The organism is Bradyrhizobium japonicum USDA 6 (assembly GCF_000284375.1).
In the GTDB taxonomy this organism is placed as follows: domain Bacteria; phylum Pseudomonadota; class Alphaproteobacteria; order Rhizobiales; family Xanthobacteraceae; genus Bradyrhizobium; species Bradyrhizobium japonicum.
Genome location: NC_017249.1, coordinates 5069050 through 5089233, shown reverse-complemented (window position 1 = coordinate 5089233; position 20184 = coordinate 5069050). Strand labels below are relative to the sequence as shown.

Annotated in this window: 19 protein-coding genes and 1 pseudogene; 8 read left to right on the top strand and 12 right to left on the bottom strand. The window is 64.6% G+C overall.

From position 1 onward, the window contains the following. Positions 1 to 297 precede the first annotated feature (297 nt). Positions 298 to 1206 (top strand): DUF2189 domain-containing protein, encoded by a 909-nt coding sequence (locus tag BJ6T_RS24070; RefSeq protein ID WP_014495085.1) that lies wholly within the window; start codon positions 298 to 300, stop codon positions 1204 to 1206. A 135-nt stretch (positions 1207 to 1341) separates the two neighbouring features. Next, complete coding sequence (locus BJ6T_RS24065; protein WP_014495084.1) at positions 1342 to 2166, top strand: lytic murein transglycosylase; 825 nt, start codon at positions 1342 to 1344, stop codon at positions 2164 to 2166. Between the two features lie 60 nt (positions 2167 to 2226). Here the strand turns inward: BJ6T_RS24065 and BJ6T_RS24060 are convergent, their stop codons facing one another. Next, complete coding sequence (locus BJ6T_RS24060; RefSeq protein ID WP_014495083.1) at positions 2227 to 2553, bottom strand: hypothetical protein; 327 nt, start codon at positions 2551 to 2553, stop codon at positions 2227 to 2229. A 640-nt stretch (positions 2554 to 3193) separates the two neighbouring features. Here BJ6T_RS24060 and BJ6T_RS43835 point away from each other — a divergent pair. The 4 genes from BJ6T_RS43835 (at position 3194) to BJ6T_RS24045 (ending at position 6650) form a co-directional block, all read left to right on the top strand. Continuing rightward, positions 3194 to 3346, top strand: a complete 153-nt coding sequence (locus BJ6T_RS43835; RefSeq protein WP_007590701.1) for a DUF1127 domain-containing protein — start codon at positions 3194 to 3196, stop codon at positions 3344 to 3346. Positions 3347 to 3471: 125 nt separating this feature from the next. After that, positions 3472 to 4899, top strand: a complete 1428-nt coding sequence (gene trmFO / locus BJ6T_RS24055) for a methylenetetrahydrofolate--tRNA-(uracil(54)-C(5))-methyltransferase (FADH(2)-oxidizing) TrmFO (RefSeq protein ID WP_014495082.1) — start codon at positions 3472 to 3474, stop codon at positions 4897 to 4899. A gap of 7 nt (positions 4900 to 4906) precedes the next feature. Then, positions 4907 to 6001 (top strand): AMP-binding enzyme, encoded by a 1095-nt coding sequence (locus BJ6T_RS24050; RefSeq protein ID WP_014495081.1) that lies wholly within the window; start codon positions 4907 to 4909, stop codon positions 5999 to 6001. A gap of 91 nt (positions 6002 to 6092) precedes the next feature. Beyond that, positions 6093 to 6650 carry a CAP domain-containing protein gene (locus BJ6T_RS24045; RefSeq protein ID WP_014495080.1) on the top strand — a complete coding sequence of 186 codons (558 nt, stop codon included), beginning with the start codon at positions 6093 to 6095 and terminating at the stop codon, positions 6648 to 6650. A gap of 12 nt (positions 6651 to 6662) precedes the next feature. On the opposite strand, the gene BJ6T_RS24040 is transcribed toward BJ6T_RS24045, so the two are convergent. The 5 genes from BJ6T_RS24040 to BJ6T_RS24020 form a co-directional block, all read right to left on the bottom strand. Continuing rightward, entirely contained in the window at positions 6663 to 7136 is a 474-nt protein-coding gene (locus BJ6T_RS24040; RefSeq protein ID WP_014495079.1) for a VOC family protein, read from the bottom strand. Positions 7137 to 7258: 122 nt separating this feature from the next. Further along, positions 7259 to 8593: an MFS transporter gene (locus BJ6T_RS24035; RefSeq protein ID WP_014495078.1), complete on the bottom strand. Its 1335-nt coding sequence runs from the start codon at positions 8591 to 8593 to the stop codon at positions 7259 to 7261. A 39-nt stretch (positions 8594 to 8632) separates the two neighbouring features. Then, positions 8633 to 9574, bottom strand: a complete 942-nt coding sequence (locus BJ6T_RS24030) for a hydroxymethylglutaryl-CoA lyase (protein ID WP_014495077.1) — start codon at positions 9572 to 9574, stop codon at positions 8633 to 8635. After that, the gene (locus BJ6T_RS24025) at positions 9571 to 10764 is read right to left on the bottom strand and encodes a CaiB/BaiF CoA transferase family protein (RefSeq protein ID WP_014495076.1); all 1194 of its coding nucleotides are present in this window, start codon (positions 10762 to 10764) and stop codon (positions 9571 to 9573) included. Before BJ6T_RS24025 ends, BJ6T_RS24030 begins: the two co-directional genes overlap by 4 nt. Before the next feature lie 113 nt (positions 10765 to 10877). Beyond that, a complete protein-coding gene (locus tag BJ6T_RS24020; RefSeq protein WP_014495075.1) occupies positions 10878 to 11807 on the bottom strand; it encodes a LysR family transcriptional regulator in 930 nt (309 codons plus the stop codon). 227 nt (positions 11808 to 12034) lie between these two features. On the opposite strand from BJ6T_RS24020, the gene BJ6T_RS24015 reads away from it, so the two are divergent. Continuing rightward, positions 12035 to 13213: an aminotransferase class V-fold PLP-dependent enzyme gene (locus BJ6T_RS24015; RefSeq protein WP_014495074.1), complete on the top strand. Its 1179-nt coding sequence runs from the start codon at positions 12035 to 12037 to the stop codon at positions 13211 to 13213. Positions 13214 to 13224: 11 nt separating this feature from the next. On the opposite strand, the gene BJ6T_RS24010 is transcribed toward BJ6T_RS24015, so the two are convergent. From BJ6T_RS24010 to yajC, 6 genes and pseudogenes are all read right to left on the bottom strand, one after another. After that, positions 13225 to 14469, bottom strand: coding sequence for a threonine ammonia-lyase (locus BJ6T_RS24010; protein WP_014495073.1), 1245 nt, complete (start codon positions 14467 to 14469; stop codon positions 13225 to 13227). Between the two features lie 45 nt (positions 14470 to 14514). Then, positions 14515 to 15378 (bottom strand): phytoene/squalene synthase family protein, encoded by an 864-nt coding sequence (locus BJ6T_RS24005; protein ID WP_014495072.1) that lies wholly within the window; start codon positions 15376 to 15378, stop codon positions 14515 to 14517. Beyond that, positions 15375 to 15758, bottom strand: coding sequence for an Mth938-like domain-containing protein (locus tag BJ6T_RS24000; protein WP_028169488.1), 384 nt, complete (start codon positions 15756 to 15758; stop codon positions 15375 to 15377). Before BJ6T_RS24000 ends, BJ6T_RS24005 begins: the two co-directional genes overlap by 4 nt. A 65-nt stretch (positions 15759 to 15823) precedes the next feature. Continuing rightward, a pseudogene (secF, locus tag BJ6T_RS23995) lies at positions 15824 to 16837 on the bottom strand (protein translocase subunit SecF); the annotation flags it as partial. Positions 16838 to 16848: 11 nt separating this feature from the next. Next, positions 16849 to 18453 (bottom strand): protein translocase subunit SecD, encoded by a 1605-nt coding sequence (gene secD, locus BJ6T_RS23990; protein WP_014495069.1) that lies wholly within the window; start codon positions 18451 to 18453, stop codon positions 16849 to 16851. A 46-nt stretch (positions 18454 to 18499) separates the two neighbouring features. Further along, on the bottom strand, positions 18500 to 18874 hold the full coding sequence (yajC, locus tag BJ6T_RS23985; RefSeq protein WP_014495068.1) for a preprotein translocase subunit YajC: 375 nt from the start codon (positions 18872 to 18874) through the stop codon (positions 18500 to 18502). Between the two features lie 181 nt (positions 18875 to 19055). On the opposite strand from yajC, the gene BJ6T_RS23980 reads away from it, so the two are divergent. Further along, complete coding sequence (locus BJ6T_RS23980; protein ID WP_028169486.1) at positions 19056 to 20048, top strand: ATP-binding protein; 993 nt, start codon at positions 19056 to 19058, stop codon at positions 20046 to 20048. Positions 20049 to 20184 lie beyond the last annotated feature (136 nt).

Sequence of the window (20184 nt, the reverse complement as noted above, 5' to 3'; positions counted from 1 at the left end):
TGAGTGCCACTTATAGACGAAGTTACTGCGTTACGCCCGCGAAGTTCTGCGAACCGACAACCAGCATCAGCTTATCTGCGGCGAAATGACGACCGAATGACATCGTTGAGGTTGCGGTGCGGCATCGAATCTCAACCAAGCGTGTGGGACAGGACTCGGAAATGGGCGTACGCTCCACTTTCAGCTCGCGATGACGTCCGGAATTCGCGTCTGGCCGGAATCGCGAAACTCAGAAAAGCGGCCGCTTGCGCCGTTGTCGGCGCCGAATTCGGCCGCTTGGCAAGGGAGCTAGCGACCATGGCCACACTCTACCCGGGCAATGTCCCCACTGTGGCCCAGACCGCGGATGCGGCTGGACCGGTGATCCGAACCATCCAAGTGTCCGATCTGCACGACGCGCTCAGGCGCGGCTGGGAAGATTTCAAGGCGGTGCCGAGCCACGCCATCATCCTCTGCGTGATCTATCCGGTACTGGGCCTCGTGCTCGCCCGCGTGGTGATGGGCTATTCGGTGTTGCCGCTGTTGTTCCCGCTGGCCGCGGGCTTCGCGCTGATCGGTCCGTTCGCCGCGCTCGGTCTCTATGAGCTCTCCAGCCGGCGCGAACGTTATGAGGAGGCCAGCGCCTGGGATGCCATGGAGGTGCTGCGCTCGCCTTCGTTCGGCGCCATGCTCGGTCTCGGCACGCTGCTGCTCGCTCTGTTCGTGACCTGGGTTGCGACCGCTCAGGCGATCTATATCGCGGCGTTCGGCTATGAGGGCGCGACCGGGATCTCTGATTTCATGACGCGCGTGCTGACGACCCAGCAAGGCTGGTGGCTGATCGTGGTCGGCTGCGGCACCGGCTTCCTGTTTGCGCTTGCCGCGCTCTGCATCAGCGCCGTGTCGTTCCCCTTGATGCTCGACCGCCATGCCGGCGCGTTCGAGGCGATGGTGACGTCGCTGCGCGTCGTCGCCAAGAACCCGGTGCCGATGGCGGCCTGGGGCCTGATCGTGGCGGTGCTGCTGGCGCTCGGTACGATTCCGGCGTTCCTTGGCCTTGCCGTGGTGATCCCCCTGCTCGGCCATGCCACCTGGCACCTCTACCGCAAGGTGATCGTCTCGGAGCCCGGTGCACGTCCGGTGCCGCCACCGCCGCATCGCCCGCGCAAGCCGGCCGCCGACTTCCCCGCCAACCTCTTCCCCTGGCGCAATCGGACGGACGCCTGACGATATCGTGACATCGCGATCCTGCCCGGGCTCGGCTCGGGCAGGATTGCGTGCTGTCATACGCCTTGCTTTGGCCGCGGTTACAATCGAAATTGCGCCGCCGGTCAGATCACTTCACGGAATCCATTTCATCTGATGACCCCGACGATTTCTCGTCTCGCTCTCGCAGCCCTCGCCCTTTCCGCGTCAATCCTAACCGCCCAGCCAGCCCTCGCCGCTGTTGCCTGCGGCTCGGGCAATTTCGACGCTTGGCTCGCGGACTTCAAAGCCGACGCCACGGCCAAGGGCGTCTCGCAGCAGGCTGTTGCCGCCGGGCTTGCCGGCGTGACGCTCGATCAGAGCGTGCTCAACCGTGACCGCTCGCAAAAAGTCTTTGCCCAGACCTTCGAGGAGTTCTCCGGCCGCATGGTGCCGCCGCGCATGCAGCGCGGCTCCAACATGATGAAGCAGTACGGCTCGGTGCTGTCCCGCATCGAACAGACCTATGGCGTGCCCGGCGAGGTGCTGGTCGCGATCTGGGGTCTCGAGACCGATTTCGGCGTCAACACCGGCAAGTTCGCCACCATCCGCTCGCTGGCAACGCTGGCCTATGATTGCCGCCGCTCCGAACAGTTTCGTGCCGAACTGCTGGATGCGCTGCGCATCGTCCAGCGCGGCGACCTCGCCCCCGCCGACATGAAAGGCGCATGGGCCGGCGAGCTCGGCCAGACCCAGTTCATGCCGTCGTCCTGGATGAAATACGCCGTCGATTTCGACGGCAATGGCAAGCGCGACCTCTTGCACAACGCGCCCGACGTGCTCGCCTCCACCGCCAATTATCTCGCCGGCTACGGCTGGCAGCGCGGCAAGGATTGGCAGCCGGGCAGTCCGAATTTTGCGGTATTGCAGCAGTGGAACAAGAGCGAAGTCTACTCCAAGACCGTCGCCCATTTCGCGACCCAGCTCGCACGCGCCCCTTAAATAGCGCCCGATAGGACGCGTAGGGCCGATCGCCCGGCGATCGGCCCTCTCTTGGTGCGTTTACTTACCCATGGTGGCGTTCATCGCCTTGTTCAGGTGCGCGCCGCACACACCCATTTTGCCGTTGAGCAGCGCGTCCTGCGCAGCCGCGATCTCCTTCTGCGCCACGAACTTGCTGTCGCCGTCGGCCATGTTCTCGATCGCAGTCTCCGTCTTCTCCAGATTGGCCGAGCTGCAACCGCCCATGGCGTGCTTGGCGGCCTGGGCCGGCGCGACGGCGAACGCGACGGCGGCAATTGCGATAACCCCGAGTAACTTCGTCATGATGTTACTTTCCTTCTCTTCTTCTTGGGACAGAGCCAGCGACATTGCCGGAATCTGCGACATGACTTTTCTCCGGGCGCGGCAACTTGCCGCAATAAATTCCTCGCGAGAATTGCGTGATGTTGCGCGCAGCGCAGAGGCACCATGCGAAATTTCTGATTTTCATTACACCCTTGTAATGAACGCCACACGTTCGGCGTGTGTGCACCGCACCAGGGAGGCGGTTGCGGTCTGAAACGCGTCAGGATGAGTTTCAGCAGACTCCTTGCCCGCTAGTCTGGCGATACGCCAGCCCGGAGCGAGTCGGATCGTCTGGACCCGGTCGCATGGCACCCTTCATTAGAATGAACTTATATTCATATTTATAGTTCCACCATCATGCGATTCGCGCATGCGAGACTTGGGCGCAGACGCTGACTGATCGCCTTGAGAACAGTTGGAACCCTACCTATTTTCATTTCACCGGTGACGAGAGCGGTGGTAGTAAACCCGTGAATTCACGGTGATTTATGGCAAGTGGCTCCCTATTTCGCCTACCCTTTGGGCGAGAGTGCTCCCGGGTTAATCGTCCGTTACTACCGCTATGCACCTCGCGCTTAGCTGCATCGCAACATCGGAACTTTCGCACTGCACCACTCTCACCTATATTCATTTCAACGATGAGGCCCGGGCAAGGGCTGAATCGAACTACAGGAGACTACCAATGCTGCTCTCGCTCATCCGCATGATCCAGGCTTTCCGGGACTATCAGCGCAATGTTGCCGAGCTGTCCCAGCTCAGCGATCGCGAACTGGCCGACATCGGCCTCGATCGCTCGGACATCCCGCGCGTTGCCGCCGGTCAGTATCAGGGTTGATTCGTTCAGCCCTTCACCGGACGAACCGATAGCGCCCGCCTCGTGCGGGCGTTGTCGTTTCTGATGGCAGAAAACTCCATCTCGGCGATTCCACTGACCGCCGAAAAGCGCTACCTGTCCGCCCCATGACAGGACCCCAATCCAACATTGTGCACGTGATCGGCGCCGGCCTTGCCGGTTCCGAAGCCGCCTGGCAGGTCGCCAAATCCGGCGTGCCCGTGGTGCTGCACGAGATGCGGCCGGACCGCATGACCGAGGCGCACCGCACCGATGGGCTCGCTGAGCTCGTCTGCTCCAATTCGTTCCGCTCGGACGACGCCGCCAACAACGCCGTCGGCCTGCTGCACGCTGAAATGCGCCGGCTAGGCTCGCTGATCATGCGCGCGGCCGACGCCAACCAGGTGCCCGCCGGCGGCGCGCTCGCGGTCGACCGCGACGGCTTCTCGGCGGCCGTCACCAAGGCGCTCAACGACCACCCCCTGATCGAGATCGCCCGCGGCGAGGTTTCAGGCCTGCCGCCGGCCGACTGGAGCAACGTCATCGTTGCGACCGGCCCCCTCACCTCCGCGCCACTCGCCAACGCCATTCGCGAGCTCACCGACGAGAACGCGCTCGCCTTCTTCGACGCGATCGCGCCGATCGTGCATCGCGAGTCCATCGACATGTCGGTGGCCTGGTTCCAGTCGCGCTATGACAAGGTCGGCCCCGGCGGCACCGGCGCCGACTACATCAACTGCCCCATGACCAAGGAGCAGTATGACGGCTTCGTCGCCGCGCTGATCGCTGGCGAGAAGACAGAGTTCAAGGAATGGGAGACCAACACGCCCTATTTCGACGGCTGCCTGCCGATCGAGGTGATGGCGGAGCGCGGCCCCGAGACGTTGCGCCACGGCCCGATGAAGCCGGTCGGCCTCACCAATCCGCACGATCCCACCACGAAGGCCTACGCCATCGTGCAGCTGCGCCAGGACAACAAGCTCGGCACGCTCTACAACATCGTCGGCTTCCAGACGAAGCTGAAATACGGCGAGCAGCAGCGCATCTTCCGCGGCATTCCGGGGCTGGAGAAGGCCGAATTCGCCCGCCTCGGCGGCCTGCATCGCAACACCTTCCTCAATTCGCCAAAGCTGCTCGACGGCCAGCTGCGCCTGCGTGCGCAGCCGCGGCTGCGCTTCGCCGGTCAGATGACCGGCTGCGAGGGCTACGTGGAATCCGCCAGCGTCGGCCTGATCGCCGGTCTCTATGCGGCAGCGGATGCGCGCGGCGAGACACTGGCGAGCCCGCCTGCTACGACGGCACTTGGATCGCTGCTCGGTCACATCACCGGCGGCCATATCGAGACCATCGAGCCCGGTACGCGCTCGTTCCAGCCGATGAACATCAATTTCGGCCTGTTCCCGCCGCTTGCGAATGCTCCGACGAAGAAGCCCGACGGCACCCGCCTGCGCGGCAACGAGAAAACGGTGGCCAAGAAACAGGCGATGAGCGCGCTGGCGCTCGCCGATCTCGATCGCTGGATCGCCGATCACCTGCGCATCGCCGCAGCCGCGTGAGTTTTCGATGAGTCTTCCCAAAGACGACGCCGCGACACTGTCGGCGCGCTGGACCGAGGGCGTGCTGCTCAAGCGCGACGTGTTCTCGACCGTCGAGCGCGGCCGCTTCCGCGGCGACAGCGGCGAGGTCGACGCCGTACTGCGCCGGCTCGACGAAGTGCCGTGGTGGTCCTTCGTGCTGGCGCGTCATCTGTTCGCCCGCGAGAAGCATGCGCTGGCCCTCGCCAAGGGGCTGAATGTCGGCCCTGAGCTACTCTGGGCCGGACGCCGCGCGCTAGTCCGCGGCTTCGTGGACGGCGTCGCGCTGCATCTTGCCAAGCCGCATGGCGACCTCGCCTATTTCCGCTCGGCCAAGGCGGCGCTACGCCGGCTGCGCCGCGCCGGCATCTGCCACAACGATCTCGCCAAGGAGCAGAACTGGCTGGTCGGCCGCGACGGCCGCGCCTACGTGACCGACTTCCAGCTCGCGGCCTGCTTCAACCGACGTGGCCGGCTCTACCGCATCCTCGCCTACGAGGACCTGCGGCATCTGCTCAAGCACAAGCGTTCCTACGCACCCGAGGCGCTGACGCCACGCGAGCGGAAAATCCTGGCAAAGAAGTCATTCGCCGCCAGCCTGTGGCTCGCGACCGGCAAGAAGGTCTATCGCGCGATCACGCGCGGCCTGTTCAACTTCACCGACCGCGAGGGCGGCGGCCGCCGGCTGGTCAACGACGCGCCGGTGCTCGCCGAGCTGATCCGCAAGAACCCGGCCGTGCGCGACACCGCCATCGTCGCCTTCGCCGACCGCCGCTCCGGCGTCGGGCTCTATGCCTTCGTCGAGGCCGATCAGGCCACGCTTGAAGGCGAGCTTCGCAGCGAACTTTCGGCCGCCAAGGGTCCAAAGCCGCCGGAGCACATCCAGGTCGTACACGCGCTGCCCCGCGATACCAGCGGCAAGCCGCGGACCGAGATCCTGCAACTGGTCGCCATGAACCAGCTCGACCTGATCGAGCCGATGATGAAGAACGACCAGGACCGCGCCTTCCTCAAGGACATCCTGGAACAGCGGAAGAACCTGCGGGACCGTTTCAACTTCGAGGCCGACCTGCCGGCGAGCTGACGGGGTGCTCGCGCCTTGAAGCGTCCACATTGGCGATAGAGAAGCGATCGGATCATTCGGGCGGCGGGTCATGGGCATTCGGGGGATGATGATGCATCGTGTGGTTGGCGGCGTGATCGCTGGCCTTTTGCTGCTCGCGGCCGCGCCCGCGATGGCCGACTCCCCGGCCGAGCTGATCTCCAGCTTTCGCCTCAAGCACGGTGAGGTCCGCGTCGTCCGCGATTCAACCCTCGACCGCATCGCCATGGACCAGGCCCGCGCGATGGCGGCGAAGGACGACCTCAGCCACGACGCGCTTGGCCCGTTCAACCGGCGCGTCGCACCGGCCGGCGCGGGCCGCGCGGCCGAGAACATCGCCTACGGCTACGACAATTTCGAGAAGACGCTGGGACAGTGGATCGACTCGTCCGGGCATCGCAAGAACCTGCTGCTGCACAACGCCTCCCGCGTCGGCATCGCCAGCGCCAAAAATGCCAGTGGCAAGCGAACCTATTGGGCCATGGTGATCGCGGGCGACTACGAGCCGAAGGGCAAGGGCAAGGGCAAGAAGGACGGGGAGCCGTTGGTTGCCGTGAAGCGCGAGGCCGCCCCCGCCAGCAAGCCGAAGTCCAGCGGCTGCCACGTCAAGCTGCTCGGCCTCTGCATCTGAGGCGAGATAATTTCAGCCGCGGCGCGCGGCCTCGATCGCGGCGACGTCGATCTTCGTCATCTCCATCATCGCATCGAAGGCGCGCTTTGCCTCAGCGCCGCCGGCCGCCAGTGCCTCAGTCAACACCTGCGGCGTGATCTGCCAGGAGAGGCCCCATCTGTCCTTGCACCAGCCGCAGGCGCTCTCCTGCCCGCCATTGCCGATGATGGCGTTCCAGTAGCGGTCGGTCTCTTCCTGATCGTCGGTCGCGATCTGGAACGAGAAAGCCTCGTTGTGCTTGAAAATCGGACCGCCGTTGAGGCCGAGACAGGCGACGCCGGCCACGGTGAACTCGACGGTGAGCACGTCGCCGGCCTTACCCGACGGGTAGTCGCTGGGCGCGCGGTGAATGGCGCTCACTGCGCTGTCGGGGAACGTCTCGGCGTAGAAGCGGGCAGCCGCCTCGGCGTCCTTGTCGTACCAGAGGCAAATCGTGTTCTTCGCCATTGCGCGTCCCCTTCGGTTCCGGGCCATCACACCGCCATCCATCGAGAATGGACGGCGGTGTGATGTCTTTCGCCTAGATACCCTCTTGAATGCGCCCCACCAAGGCGCGCCAATGCCGCGGCCTATGCGCTCCGGGGTTCCGTCACGTCCCTGGCTTTCAGGTCTCGCGGAAGCGCCGTCAGCAGCAGCAACGCACAGAGCACGCACAAGCCACCAATGACATAGAGCGCGGGTGTCGTGCTGCCGGTCATATCCTTGACCGATCCGACCATGACCGGGCTGACGATGCCGCCGACCTGCCCCAGCGTGTTGATGAGCGCGATCCCGCTGGCCGCCCCCGCACCGGTAAGAATTTTCGGAGGCAGCGTCCAGAATGTCGGAATGGCCGCAACCACGCCGGCACCAAGGATGGCAAGCGCGCCAACCAGCGTGACGACATTCCTGTCGAATGCACCGGACGCGAAGAAGCCCACGGCCGCGGTCAGAATCAAGGCTGCGACAAATTTCGGGCGCTCGCCTGATGCATCCGACAATCGGCCTACGACGATCATGCAGATGGCGCCGCAGATATAGGGAACGGCGGTCAGGAAGCCGATCGCGGCCGCGCTTCCGCCGCCGGCCGCCTTGATCAGGTCAGGCGCCCAGAAATTGAGGCCGTAGGAGGCGATCTGGATCAGGAAGTAGATGAATCCGAGCAGCAGCACGCCGGGCATGAGCAGCGAGCGCCATGCCGAATTCTCTCCGATCTCACTCTTCTGGCGATCCAGCTGAACCGAGATCAACCGGCGCTCGTCGTCGCTCAACCATTCGGCCTGCTCGATCCCATCGTCGAAGCGCAGCAGCACGACGAAGCCAAGCGCAACGCAGGGAATGCCGCCGGCCAGAAACAGCCATTGCCAACCGGCCAGACCGTGCAGCCCGTTCAGATAATTGAGGATGAGACCCGAGATCGGCGCGCCGATGATCCCCGAGAATGCAGTGGCGAGAAAGAACACGGACGTCATGCGGCCGCGATGCGATTTTGGAAACCAGAGTGTCAGGTAGTAGAGAATGCCGGGCGCAAATCCCGCCTCCATGGCACCAATCACGAAGCGCAGTGCATAGAACTGCCACTCGCTATGAACGAAGACCATCGCCGCCGTCGCCAGCCCCCAGGAAATCATGATGCGGGCGATCCAGCGCCGCGCGCCGAAGCGATAGAGCAGCATGTTGCTCGGCACTTCCAGCAGGACGTAACCAACGACGAACAGGCTGGCGCCAAATCCGTAGGCGGTGTTGCTGAGACCGAGATCGGTCTGGAGCGCGGCCTTGGCGAAGCTGATGTTGACGCGATCGAAGAACGCAAAGAAGTAGCAGACGATGATCAGCGGCATCAGCCGCCACGCAATCTTCTTGATGACCTGATGCTCTGTGAGTCCAGTATCGAGGTCGGCAGTTGCCGCCGTGGCAATCGTCATGGTTTCCTCCAATTTATTTTGAATTTTGATAGCGATCGCTCAGGCCGAGCGTCGTAGCCGTTCGGGTATGGGATGCAGATCGAGGGGACGGCCGGCCTTGGCGACCTGTCCCGGCACCTCGTGTCCGACCAGTCCAGGCAAGCGGAACGAGAGATCGATCAAGCGCTGCAGATCGAGACCGGTTCGCAAGCCCGTCTCGTGGCAGAGATTGACGAGGTCTTCGGTACAGACATTGCCGGAGGCGCCCGGCGCAAATGGGCATCCACCGAGGCCGCCCAGCGCAGCGTCGAAGCGGCGTACGCCGGTGTCACAGGCCGCGAGAACATTGACCAGCCCGAGTCCTCGCGTGTTGTGGAAGTGAAGCGTGACCATGTCCGCAGGAACCAGCATCAAGACCTCGGCCACGAGCTGCGAGACCTGGATGGGATTGGCCATGCCGGTGGTATCGGCGAGCGTGACGCCGTCGACCCCGAGATCGAGATAGCGTTTGACGATATCGAGCACCTTCTCGAACGGTTGCACACCTTCGAACGGGCAGCCGAACGCGGTCGCAACGGTGGCGTTGACCATGGCACCGCAGGCGCGGGCCGGCTTCACGATCTCGGCAAGCGAGGCCAGCGACTGCGCATGCGTCAAGTTCATGTTGGCGTGGTTGTGCGTCTCGCTCGCCGACATCACGAAATTGAGCTCGTCCGCACGCGCCGCCAGCGCGAGCTCAGCTCCCTTCCGGTTCGGGATCAGCGCCGTGTAGATCGTGCCGGGCCGCCGCTCGATGCCGGCGAAGACGTCCGCGGCGTCTCGCAGCGACGGCACGGCCGCCGGTGACACGAACGACGAGACCTCGATGCGGCCGAAACCGATCGCGGAGAGCGAATTGATCAGCCGGATTTTTTCGCTGGTTTCGACCCATTTCGCTTCGATCTGAAGGCCGTCGCGCGGGGCGACTTCCTGGATCATGATGTGCGGCGGTGTTGCCATCATCGGACCGCTCCACTTCTGCGCAGCTGCGCGATATCGCCTGCCTGCAAGCCAAGGCCTTTCAGCACCTCATCGGTATGCTGTCCCAACGTCGGGCCCGGCCATCTGACCGCGCCGGGCGTGTCGGAGAGCTTTGGCGCGATGCCCGGCATCTTCACGGTGACGTCGCCCGGCAGCTCGGTCGGCAGGATCATGTCGCGGGCGGCGTAATGGGGGTCCTCGACGATGTCCGCGACAGAATAGATCCGGCCTGCGGGAACATCCGCCGCATCAAGGTGAGCGAGGATCTCGTCCATCGTTCGCTCCGAGGTCCATGCAGTGATGGCAGCATCGAGCAAGGCGTTGCTGCGGACACGTCCGTCATTGCTGGCAAGGGCCGGATCGTCGGCAAGGTCCGGCCGCCCGACGACCAACATCAAGCGCTTGAAGATCGCGTCGCTGTTGCCGGCGATCACGACATTGCGCCCGTCGGAGCTGGGATATGTATTGGATGGACTGATGCCCGGCAGGGCGCCCCCGGTGCGGGTCCTGACATGACCCATGAGGTCATATTCAGGGACGAGACTCTCCATCAGGTTGAACACGCTCTCATAGAGCGAGACGTCGACCACCTGCCCTCGCCCCTGCCCCGTCTTGACACGAAGCAGCGACATCAGCGCGCCGATCACACCATGAAGCGACGCAAGGCTGTCGCCGATGCTGATGCCGACCCGGGCCGGCGGGCTGTCGGGATCGCCGGTGGTGAAGCGCAGCCCGCCCATAGCTTCGCCGATCGCGCCGAATCCGGAGCGGTCGCGATAGGGGCCGGTCTGCCCGTAGCCGGAGATGCGGACCAGTGTCAGGTCCGGATTGAGCTTTGATAGCACGTCCCACCCGAGGCCGAGCTTCTCGAGGCTCCCTGGCTTGAAATTCTCGATCACGACATCGGCTTGCGCGGCCAGCCGCAGCGCGACGTCGCGGCCGTCAGGCGATTTCAGATCAATCGCGATCGACTTCTTGTTGCGGGATTGCAGGTACCACCAGAGCGAGGTGCCCTGATGCAGCTTGCGCCATCTGCGCAGGGGATCGCCACTGCCAGGTTGCTCGATCTTGATGACTTCGGCGCCGAACTCGGCAAAGAGCCGCGCGGCAAATGGTGCCGCGATCAAAGTTCCGAGTTCGACGACTCGTATTCCGGATAATGGTCCGTCCACGTCTGGCGCTCCTCGATCGTCCTTGATCGTGGTGTCGCCGAGCGCAGGGCCCTAAGTCCAATATCCTTTGATGAACACGCGTTCGCGGATGACGAACGGTACGAAGGCCGCAATCAGTGAGGTTTGGTTCCGGGCAATCGCAGATGATCGAGCATCAACTGGCTCGTCGCCGACAGTCCCGCGGGATCCCTGGCCACCAGCACCAGTTCGCGATCAGCCCAGTCGTCGCTCAACTCGACGGCCGTCAGGTTCATGCCGTGACTGAGGACCTGGAACGCGCGGTCGGGAATGAGGCCGATACCCATGCCGGCCTGCACCATCCGGCACACCGCATCAAAACCCGGGACGTGGACCCGCAACCGGATCGACTTGCCGATCTGCTGCGCGGTGTATTGCGAGCGCAGATAGATCGAGCTCGTCGCAAACAGGCCGACATGGTCGTAGTCGAGTGTGTCGGCGAACGAAACGTCTCTTGCCGACGCGAGCGGATGATCGGATCGCACCACGATGACGAGGCGGTCCCGCCGATAGGAGAACCGCTCCAGCCCGCGCGTCGACACGTCGGCCGAGCAGATGCCGATTTCGGCCACGCCCTCCTCGACGCCGCGAACGACATCGGCGCTCGGACGCTCCTGCAGATCGAGCCGCACCAGCTCGTGGGAGCGAAAGAAGCCGGGCAGATCGTCGGGAAGGAATTCGACGATCGACGACAGATTGGCCAGCATCCGCACATGCCCGCGCACGCCGCGCGCATGCTCGGCCATGTCGACGGCGATCTTCTCGACGTTGAGCAGCGTCACGCGCGCATGATGCAGCAGCGATTCACCGGCCGGCGTCAGCGCCATGCCGTTCGGATGCCGCTCGAACAGCGCGACCTCGAGCACCTCCTCGAGATCATGCATGCGTTTGCTGACAGCAGAGGGCGCGATCGCCTCGCGCTGCGAGGCGCGCGTCAAATTGCCTTCCTCACAGATGGCGATGAACAGCCTGAGGGTCGTGAGGTCGATCCGTCGGGTGATGTTGGTCCTGGGCGTCCCGGTCATTGAGCGGGATTGCGTTTTCTCTTGCATGGTCTGTTCCCAATCCGGGAAGATATAGCGTTCGAAGTCACCGGGTTTCTCAAAATTCAGGGAGAATGGCCGCCGATTTGGAATCCGATACCAAGACGAGGCAATAATCGGCCATTTTATTCCAAGCTGCACATGAGCTTGCTCGCGCTCGTCAACGCGCCTAATTCATGGGATCGGGACAGCAGACGCGGAGACCGCACTTGATCGACATCGACCGGATACGTTCCGACACCCCGGCCGCCTCCCGCCTCGCTTATCTCCACAATGCCGGCGCGGCCCTCATGCCAACTGCCGTCGTCGCGGCAATGAAGGACCACATCGACCTGGAGGGCGAGATCGGAGGTTATGCCGCCGCCGACCGCGAGGCCGATCGGCTCGATGCGGTCTACGGCTCCGTAGCGCGCATTCTGAATGGCGCGCCCGATGAGATCGCCCTCATGGAGAACGCGACAATTGCCTGGCAGATGGCGTTCTACGCGCTTCCGTTTCGCCATGGCGATCGGATCCTGACCGCCGAAGCGGAATACGCTGCCAACTACGTCGCGTTTCTTCAGGTCGCAAGGCGCACGGGCGCGATCATCGATGTCGTGCCGAGCGATGCCAGCGGCGAGCTCGACGTCCACGCGCTCGAGCGCATGATCGACGAGCGCGTGAAGCTGATCGCCATCACCTGGGTCCCGACCAATGGTGGATTGGTCAATCCCGCGGCGGCGATCGGCAAGATCGCGCGGGCGCACGGGATTCCCTATCTGCTCGACGCCTGCCAGGCGGTCGGCCAGATGACGGTCGACGTCGAAGCCATCGGCTGTGACATGTTGTCGGCGACGGGGCGCAAATTCCTCCGCGGCCCGCGCGGCACGGGCTTTCTCTACGTCCGCCGCGAGCTGCTACAACGGCTCGAGCCGCCGATGATCGATCACTTTGCCGCGCCCTGGGTCTCGCGCGATGAATATCGGTTGCGTGACGACGCGCGCCGTTTCGAGACCTGGGAGAACAATTACGCAGCGCGGCTCGGTCTCGGAGCCGCCGTCGACTACGCGCTCGATATCGGTCTCGGCCCGATCGAACAGCGCTGCCGGCTGCTTGCGGACCGACTTCGCAGCGGCCTTGCGCCCATTCGTGGCATCGCCATTCGCGACCTCGGCCGCACGCCGGGCGCCATCGTCAGCTTCACGATGGATGGGTATGAGGCGGACGCCATCGTCAGCCGCGCCGCTGCAGCGGGCATCACCATCGGCGCTTCAGATCCGGCGAGCACCCGCATCGATGCCGAGATCCGCTCGCTGCCGCCGGTCGTGCGGGCCTCCCCGCATTACTACAATACGGAAGCCGAGATCGACCGGCTGATCGGCCACCTCGCGGGTTTGGCGCCGCGATAGTGGCGCGCCGCTCAGGTACAGCGCGCGCTCAAGCCGGATGCGCCGAGCTTGGCCATCACCTCGTCGAGATGCGCGCTGTCGCGGGTTTCGATGACGAGCTGAAGCAGCGTCGCCTTGGCCGGCAGATCCGAGAAGGTGCGCTGATGCGAGACCTCGATGATGTTGGCGCCGGCCTCGGCCAGCAGTGAGGCGACGGCAGCCAATTGCCCCGGCCGATCGGGGATATCGAGCGACAGCTGGGTCAGCCGCCCCTCGCGCGCCAGCTCACGCGTCAGGACGGAGGCGATCAGCCGCGTGTCGATGTTGCCGCCGCTCAGGACGAGGCCAACCTTCTGGCCGGCAAAGCGGGACGTATCGGACATCAGCGCGGCAAGTCCGGCGGCGCCGGCGCCCTCGACGACGGTCTTCTCGATCGAGATCAGGGTCGCGACCGCACGCTCGAGCTCGGCTTCGTTCACCAGCGCGATGTCGTCGACGAGGCGGCGGACGATCTCGGTCGTGATCTTGCCCGGCGATTTCACCGCGATGCCTTCGGCGAGCGTGTCGCCGCGCGCCGGCAGATTGCCGTCATGGATGGCGTTGTACATCGAGGGGTAGAGCCACGCCTCGACGCCAAGAATCCGCACCGTCGGCTTGATCGATTTCGCGGCAATGCTGATGCCGCTGATAAGGCCGCCGCCGCCGATCGGGACCACCAGCGTGTCGAGCTCCGGCACCGCCTTCAGCATTTCGAGCCCGACAGTGCCCTGCCCCGCGATGACGAGCGGGTCGTCGTAGGGGTGGACGAAGATCATGCCACGGGCCTCGCCATGGCTGCGCGCATAGGCGGCCGCCTCCTCCAGCGTCGCGCCCGTCACCACCACCTCGGCGCCGTGGTGCTTGGTGTTCTCGACCTTCACCATTGGCGTGCCGACCGGCATCACGATGGTGGCGGGAATGCCGAGCCGCTTGGCGTGATAGGCGACGCCCTGCGCGTGGTTGCCCGCCGACATCGCGATGACGCCGCGCGCACGCTCCTCCGGGGTCAGCGCGGTGAGCCGGTTGAGCGCCCCCCGCTCCTTGAACGAGGAGGTGAACTGGAGATTTTCGAACTTCAGCCAGATGTCGCAGCCGCAAATGTTGCTCAGCGTGCGGCTGTAGCTGCACGGCGTCTCGACGACGGCGCCGCGGATGATATCGGCGGCGGCATGAATGTCGCCCAGAGCGACCGGCAAGCCGCCGAGATTGGGGGACGTGTTTTGGGACAACTCAGCCATAGGACAGCATAGAGCATTTGGCCGTTTGAGGCGATAAGCCGGCCGCTATTTGGTAAATTCCCGAGAACGTGAAGCCCGCCACAGCGTCCACAGCGTGTGCAGCCGCGACGGGGGCTGCGGCGCAAACGGATTGCGCCCGGGTTGCGACAGGCGCTTGAGGTCACCCCGCACCTGGCTCAGCAGCAGAAACGATGGCCGTGCCGGCGCCGGCACCTCCGGCAACAGCGACAAGGCCGTCGTCAAATGCTGCTCGGCTTCGCCCACGAGCTGGCTGAGCACCGCATGCAGATTCGGCGTCTCCTTGCCGGCGAACACGTCCTCCATCTGGCAGCCATGGGCCGCCAGCAGCTGCTGCGGCAGGAACAGTTGCCGGTGCGCCGAGTCGCGCGGCAGATTCGCGATCACCTGCGCGATGCCCTGGGCGAGCCCTGCATGCCTTGCGACATGCTCGGCCGCCTCCGAAGGTGGCGCCATGACCCGCGCCGCGAGGCCAAACAATGCCGAACAGGTCGCGTCCAGATAGCCCTCCAGAGCGGCCATGGTCGGCATCGGATCGTTGTAGAGATCGAACTGATGTTCGTCGGCGAGCAGCGACAACGGCTCGACCGGCAGGTCGAAATCGCGGATCGCGCGCAATAGCTCTGCCGCCACCGGATTGCCCTCGGCGCTGCCGTGGACATGGCCCGACAGCATGTCGGTCCACCATTGCAGGCGGATTTCGCCGGGCAAGGGCTGGCTCACCTGGTCGCGGACGCGGACGATCTCGACATTGAAGGCATAGAGCGCCAGCAGCGCCTGGCGCTCGGCGGCCGGCGCAAACAGCGTTGCGGCATAGCGCGGAAAGTCATGGCTGCGCACGAGGCCGGCGCAGAAGGTGACGGAATCGGCCGGAGGCGCAGCGCTGCTCATGGCACGGCGATCAGCGCGGCCGCGACGCGGCGCCGCTCGCCGATCATGATGTTGTAGGTGCGCACGGCGGGACCGGTCTGCATCGTATCCAGCACCACCCTCACCGCCTTCAGCGCCTGCCGCAGGTCCGGCGGCGGCAGCCAGACGCCGGTTCCGGTGCCGATCAGAAGCGTGTCGATGCTGTTGGCCGCCGTGAAGACGCGATCCAGCGAATAGCGGTCGATCTTCGTCGGGTCCGTCACGTCCCAGGCCCAGATCGCGTCGGGCAGGCAGAGCAGCGATCCCCGATGCGACATGCCGGTAAAGGCGAAGCCGCCCTTACCATAGGCTTCGATCGGCGCCGAGCGGGGAAAATGCGGTGCGTTGGGATCGCCGGCCATGTGCTTCGTCCGAATGAGCTTACTGCCCTCGCAAACGCCTGCGAGGGCACGCGGTTCGGATCATGCCTTGTTTTCTTCGCGGGCGTAGCCGTATCGGGCGCATCTTCGCGATGCTCGCCGACGCCGAGATAGATCAGGATCGGGGCCGCGATGAAGATCGAGGTATAGGTGCCGACCAGCACCACGCCGAACATCATCACCGCCGTGAAGCTGTGGATGGCATGGCCGCCGAACAGCAGCAGAGCCAGCAGCGCCAACGTCACGGTGAAGTGGGTGATGATCGAGCGCGACAGGGTCGAATTGATCGACTCGTTGAGCAGCTGCGGCATCGGCATCTTCTTGTAGCGGCGCAGCATTTCGCGGATACGGTCGTAGATGACGACTGTGTCGTTGAGCGAGTAGCCCAGAATGGTCAGAAGGGCCGCGATGCTGGTCAGGTCGAAATCGACCTGGCTGATCGACATGAAGCCGATCGTCAGCACGATGTCGTGCACGTTGGCGATCATGGCGCCGAGCGCGAACTGCCATTCGAAGCGGAACCAGAGGTAGATCAGGATCGAGACGATCGCGAGCATCAGGCCGAGCATGCCGTAGGCCAGCAGCTCGCCGGAAACGCGCGGTCCCACCACCTCGACGCGGCGATATTCGACGGAATCGCCGAGCGCACCGCGCACCTTCTGCACGGCTTCCTGCTGGGCGGCGTCGCCGCCCGGCTGCTCCGCGACGCGGATCAGGACGTTCTCGGGGCCGCCGAACTGCTGCAGCTGGACCTCGCCGAGACGCAAGCCATCGAGCGTCGTGCGCATCGCGGCGATGTCGGCGACGCCGGACTTGGCCTGCACTTCCAGCAAAGTGCCGCCGCGGAAATCGATGCCGAAATTCAGGCCATGGGTGAAGAACAGCGTGATCGCGACGATCGACAGCGCCGCCGAGATCGGGAAGCTGATCCGGCGGAAGCGCGTGAAGTCGAAATGCGTATCGTCCGGGACGATGCGCAGCGAAGGCAGCAGCCCGAGCGCTGCGACCACGGTGAGAACGGCAATGAGAATGCCAAGCCCGATGAGAACGTAGTGAGTCACGGTCTTAGCTCCTAGATCGGCACGCTCTGCGGCCGCTTCCACCGCACCCACCAGGCCACGATCAGCCGGGTCAGCGTGAAGGCGGTGAACACCGTGGTGATGATGCCGATGCCGAGCGTCACGGCAAAGCCGCGCACCGGGCCGGTGCCGATGTAGAACAGCACGGCGGCGGCAATGAAGGTGGTGATGTTGGAATCGAGGATGGTCGCAAGCGCCCGCTTGAATCCGGCGTCGATCGCCGAAATCGCATTGCGGCCGCCCCGCAGCTCCTCACGGATGCGCTCGTAGATCAGCACGTTGGAGTCGACCGCGATGCCGACGGTGAGCACGATGCCGGCGATGCCGGGCAACGTCAGCGTGGCGTTGAGCAGCGACAACAGGCCGAAGATCATGGCGACGTTGATCGCCACCGCGATGTTCGCGAACACCCCGAACAGCCGGTAGGTCAGCAGCATGAAGATGATGACCAGGATCGAGCCGACATAGGCCGCAAGCTCACCCTTCTCGATCGAGTCCTGGCCGAGGCCCGGACCGACGGTGCGTTCCTCGACCACCGTGAGCGGCGCCGGCAACGCGCCGGCGCGCAAGAGGATCGCGAGATCGTTGGCCGATTGCACCGTGAAATTGCCGGAGATCTGGCCCTGGCCACCGGTGATGGGCTCGCGGATGACGGGCGCCGAGATCACCTTGTTGTCGAGCACGATCGCGAAGGGCAGCCCGACGTTTTCCTGCGTGGCCTGCGCGAACTTGCGCGCGCCCGAGGTGTTGAACTTGAAGCTGACGACCGGCTCACCCGTGCGCTGGTCGAAGCTCGCCTGGGCGTCGGTCAGGTCGCCACCGGCGACCAGCACCTGCTTCTTGACCACATAGGGCGTGGGCGGTGGCGAGGCGCTCATCAGCAGTTCGGATTCCGGCGGCAACCGTCCCTGCTGCGCCTGATCCGGCGGCACGGACGTATCGACCATGCGGAATTCCATCTTCGCGGTCTTGCCGAGCAATTCCTTCAGGCGGGTCGGATCCTGAAGACCGGGGACCTGCACCAGGATGCGGTCGTTGCCCTGGCGCTGGATGACGGGCTCGACGGTGCCGAGCTCGTTGACGCGGCGCTCGACGATCTGGATCGACTGCTCGATCGTCTTGCGCATGCGGTCGAGCATCGCAGCCTGCGGAATCGTCAGGCGGATCACGCCGCCGCCGGCATCGGTCACCTCGAGGTCGCGCTGACCGCTGGATCCCATCAGTCCGCCCAGTGGCTGGGACAGCTCGCGCAGCTTGGCGAGCGCCGGCTGCACGTCGGATTCCTTGGTGATGCGAACCTCGGCCGCGTCGTTGCGCACGGTCACGCCGCCGGTGAATCCGATCTTGGCATCGCGCAGCGTCCGGCGGACGTCGTCGCGGACCTGGTCCAGCCTCTCCTTCTTCACATAGCTGGAATCGACCTCGAGCAGCAGGTAGGAGCCGCCCTGGAGGTCGAGGCCGAGCACGAGCCGGCGCTGCGCCCAGGCGGGCCAGGTCTTGACCTGCGCCTCGGGGAAGAAGTTCGGCACCGCGCAGAGGCACACGATCAGCGCCGTCAGGATAATCCCGAGCGCCTTCCACCGCGTGAAATACAACATCGACTGGACCTGTCAGATCAGGAGATTGGGATGCTCGCGGAAGCGCTCACTTCGACGCGGCGTCGTCCTTGGCTGCTTCCTTGCTATCCTTGGACTCCTTGGCCGGCTCGCCCTTGGCGCGCACGCCGGAGATCATCTGGCGCATCTGCCGCACGCGCACGCCGTCGGAAATCTCGAACTCGATCTGGTCGTCATCGACGACCTTGGTGACCTTGCCGACGAGGCCGCCGGAGGTCACGACGGTGTCGCCGCGGCGGATGTTCTTCACGAGGTCGGCATGGTCGCGCACCTTCTTCTGCTGCGGACGCAGAATCAGGAAGTACATGATCACGAAGATCAGGGCGAACGGCAGCAGCGACATCAACATGCTGTTGGTGTCGCCGGCGCCCGCGGCCTGGGCATACGCAGGGGTAATCAGCATTCGGACGATCCTCGCGGAAACGGGGGAAAACCGGTCAGGCCCTCAAAGCCGACCGGTTCGGTCAAATTCGCGCGGACTATAGCGGCCATTGCCCCAATTGCAACGCTGCCAGACCGGCGATTTGGCCACCTTGCGGCGCGGCCTCAGGCCCGATAAGGCTGCATTCTCAGGAACTTCGGACATGCCCAAAAAACCAAGCAAAAGCCCGGCCGGCAAAGGCCCCCGTACCCCTGCCAGGATGCCTGCCCGCGTCGCGGCAAAACGTCCCAAGGCCCCCCCCAAGGCCGTCGATAAGGCAGCCCCGGACCTCTCCCAGGATCGTATCGTCCGCGCGCTGGAGACGATCGCGGCGCACCTCGCCGCCCAGGGCAAGCCGGCCGTCGAACGCGAATCGTTCGAGCGGGCGGACGCCTATGTCTGGCACCCCGACGGCCGCCTCGCTGCGGTGCCGCGGGTCAGCCGCGTCGAGCTGTTCCTGCTGAAGGGCGTCGACCGGATGCGCGACATCCTGATGGAGAACACCGAGCGTTTCGCCAATGGCCTGCCGGCCAACAATGCCCTGCTATGGGGCGCGCGCGGTATGGGCAAGTCGTCGCTGGTGAAGGCGGCGCATGCCAGCATCAACGCGGAGCGCAAACCGTCCGACAAGCTGAAGCTGATCGAGATCCACCGCGAGGACATCGAGAGCCTGCCCGCGCTGATGGAACAGCTTCGCGCCTCGTCCTTCCGCTTCATCGTGTTCTGCGACGACCTGTCCTTCGACGGCAATGATGCGTCCTACAAGTCGCTCAAGGCGGTGCTCGAAGGCGGCATCGAGGGCCGCCCCGAAAACGTCATCCTCTACGCCACCTCCAACCGCCGCCATCTGCTGGCGCGCGAGATGATCGAGAACGAGCGTTCGACCGCGATCAATCCCGGCGAAGCGGTCGAGGAGAAGGTCTCGTTGTCGGATCGCTTCGGACTATGGCTCGGCTTCCACCGGTGCAGCCAGGACGAGTATCTGGCCATGGTGCGGGGCTATTGCAGCCATTTCGCCATTGAGGTCGACGACGAGGCGCTGGAGCGCGAGGCGCTGGAATGGTCGACCACGCGCGGCTCGCGCTCGGGCCGTGTTGCCTGGCAGTTCGTGCAGGAGCTAGCGGGACGGCTCGGCGTGAAGCTGACGGTGAATTAGCGGTCGGATCGCAACCCGGTTACGGCTGTCTTTCCCAGAAAGGCGCGTGCCATGCTTTGTCACCATGTGCCGGGTCGGCGTGACGGCACTTTCAGGCGCGGCGGGCGAGATCGCAAAGGAATCGCGCGCGAAGGCG

Coding starts and splice junctions, on each gene's coding strand:
- BJ6T_RS24030 (WP_014495077.1), bottom strand. CDS start 9,574: ATGATGGCAACACCGCCGCACATCATGATCCAGGAAGTCGCCCCGCGC.
- BJ6T_RS24040 (WP_014495079.1), bottom strand. CDS start 7,136: ATGGCGAAGAACACGATTTGCCTCTGGTACGACAAGGACGCCGAGGCG.
- BJ6T_RS43835 (WP_007590701.1), top strand. CDS start 3,194: ATGCTGCTCTCGCTCATCCGCATGATCCAGGCTTTCCGGGACTATCAG.
- secD (WP_014495069.1), bottom strand. CDS start 18,453: ATGTTGTATTTCACGCGGTGGAAGGCGCTCGGGATTATCCTGACGGCG.
- yajC (WP_014495068.1), bottom strand. CDS start 18,874: ATGCTGATTACCCCTGCGTATGCCCAGGCCGCGGGCGCCGGCGACACC.
- BJ6T_RS24035 (WP_014495078.1), bottom strand. CDS start 8,593: ATGACGATTGCCACGGCGGCAACTGCCGACCTCGATACTGGACTCACA.
- BJ6T_RS24065 (WP_014495084.1), top strand. CDS start 1,342: ATGACCCCGACGATTTCTCGTCTCGCTCTCGCAGCCCTCGCCCTTTCC.
- BJ6T_RS24005 (WP_014495072.1), bottom strand. CDS start 15,378: ATGAGCAGCGCTGCGCCTCCGGCCGATTCCGTCACCTTCTGCGCCGGC.
- BJ6T_RS23980 (WP_028169486.1), top strand. CDS start 19,056: ATGCCCAAAAAACCAAGCAAAAGCCCGGCCGGCAAAGGCCCCCGTACC.
- BJ6T_RS24000 (WP_028169488.1), bottom strand. CDS start 15,758: ATGGCCGGCGATCCCAACGCACCGCATTTTCCCCGCTCGGCGCCGATC.
- BJ6T_RS24070 (WP_014495085.1), top strand. CDS start 298: ATGGCCACACTCTACCCGGGCAATGTCCCCACTGTGGCCCAGACCGCG.
- BJ6T_RS24010 (WP_014495073.1), bottom strand. CDS start 14,469: ATGGCTGAGTTGTCCCAAAACACGTCCCCCAATCTCGGCGGCTTGCCG.
- BJ6T_RS24045 (WP_014495080.1), top strand. CDS start 6,093: ATGCATCGTGTGGTTGGCGGCGTGATCGCTGGCCTTTTGCTGCTCGCG.
- BJ6T_RS24060 (WP_014495083.1), bottom strand. CDS start 2,553: ATGTCGCAGATTCCGGCAATGTCGCTGGCTCTGTCCCAAGAAGAAGAG.
- BJ6T_RS24020 (WP_014495075.1), bottom strand. CDS start 11,807: ATGACCGGGACGCCCAGGACCAACATCACCCGACGGATCGACCTCACG.
- BJ6T_RS24050 (WP_014495081.1), top strand. CDS start 4,907: ATGAGTCTTCCCAAAGACGACGCCGCGACACTGTCGGCGCGCTGGACC.
- trmFO (WP_014495082.1), top strand. CDS start 3,472: ATGACAGGACCCCAATCCAACATTGTGCACGTGATCGGCGCCGGCCTT.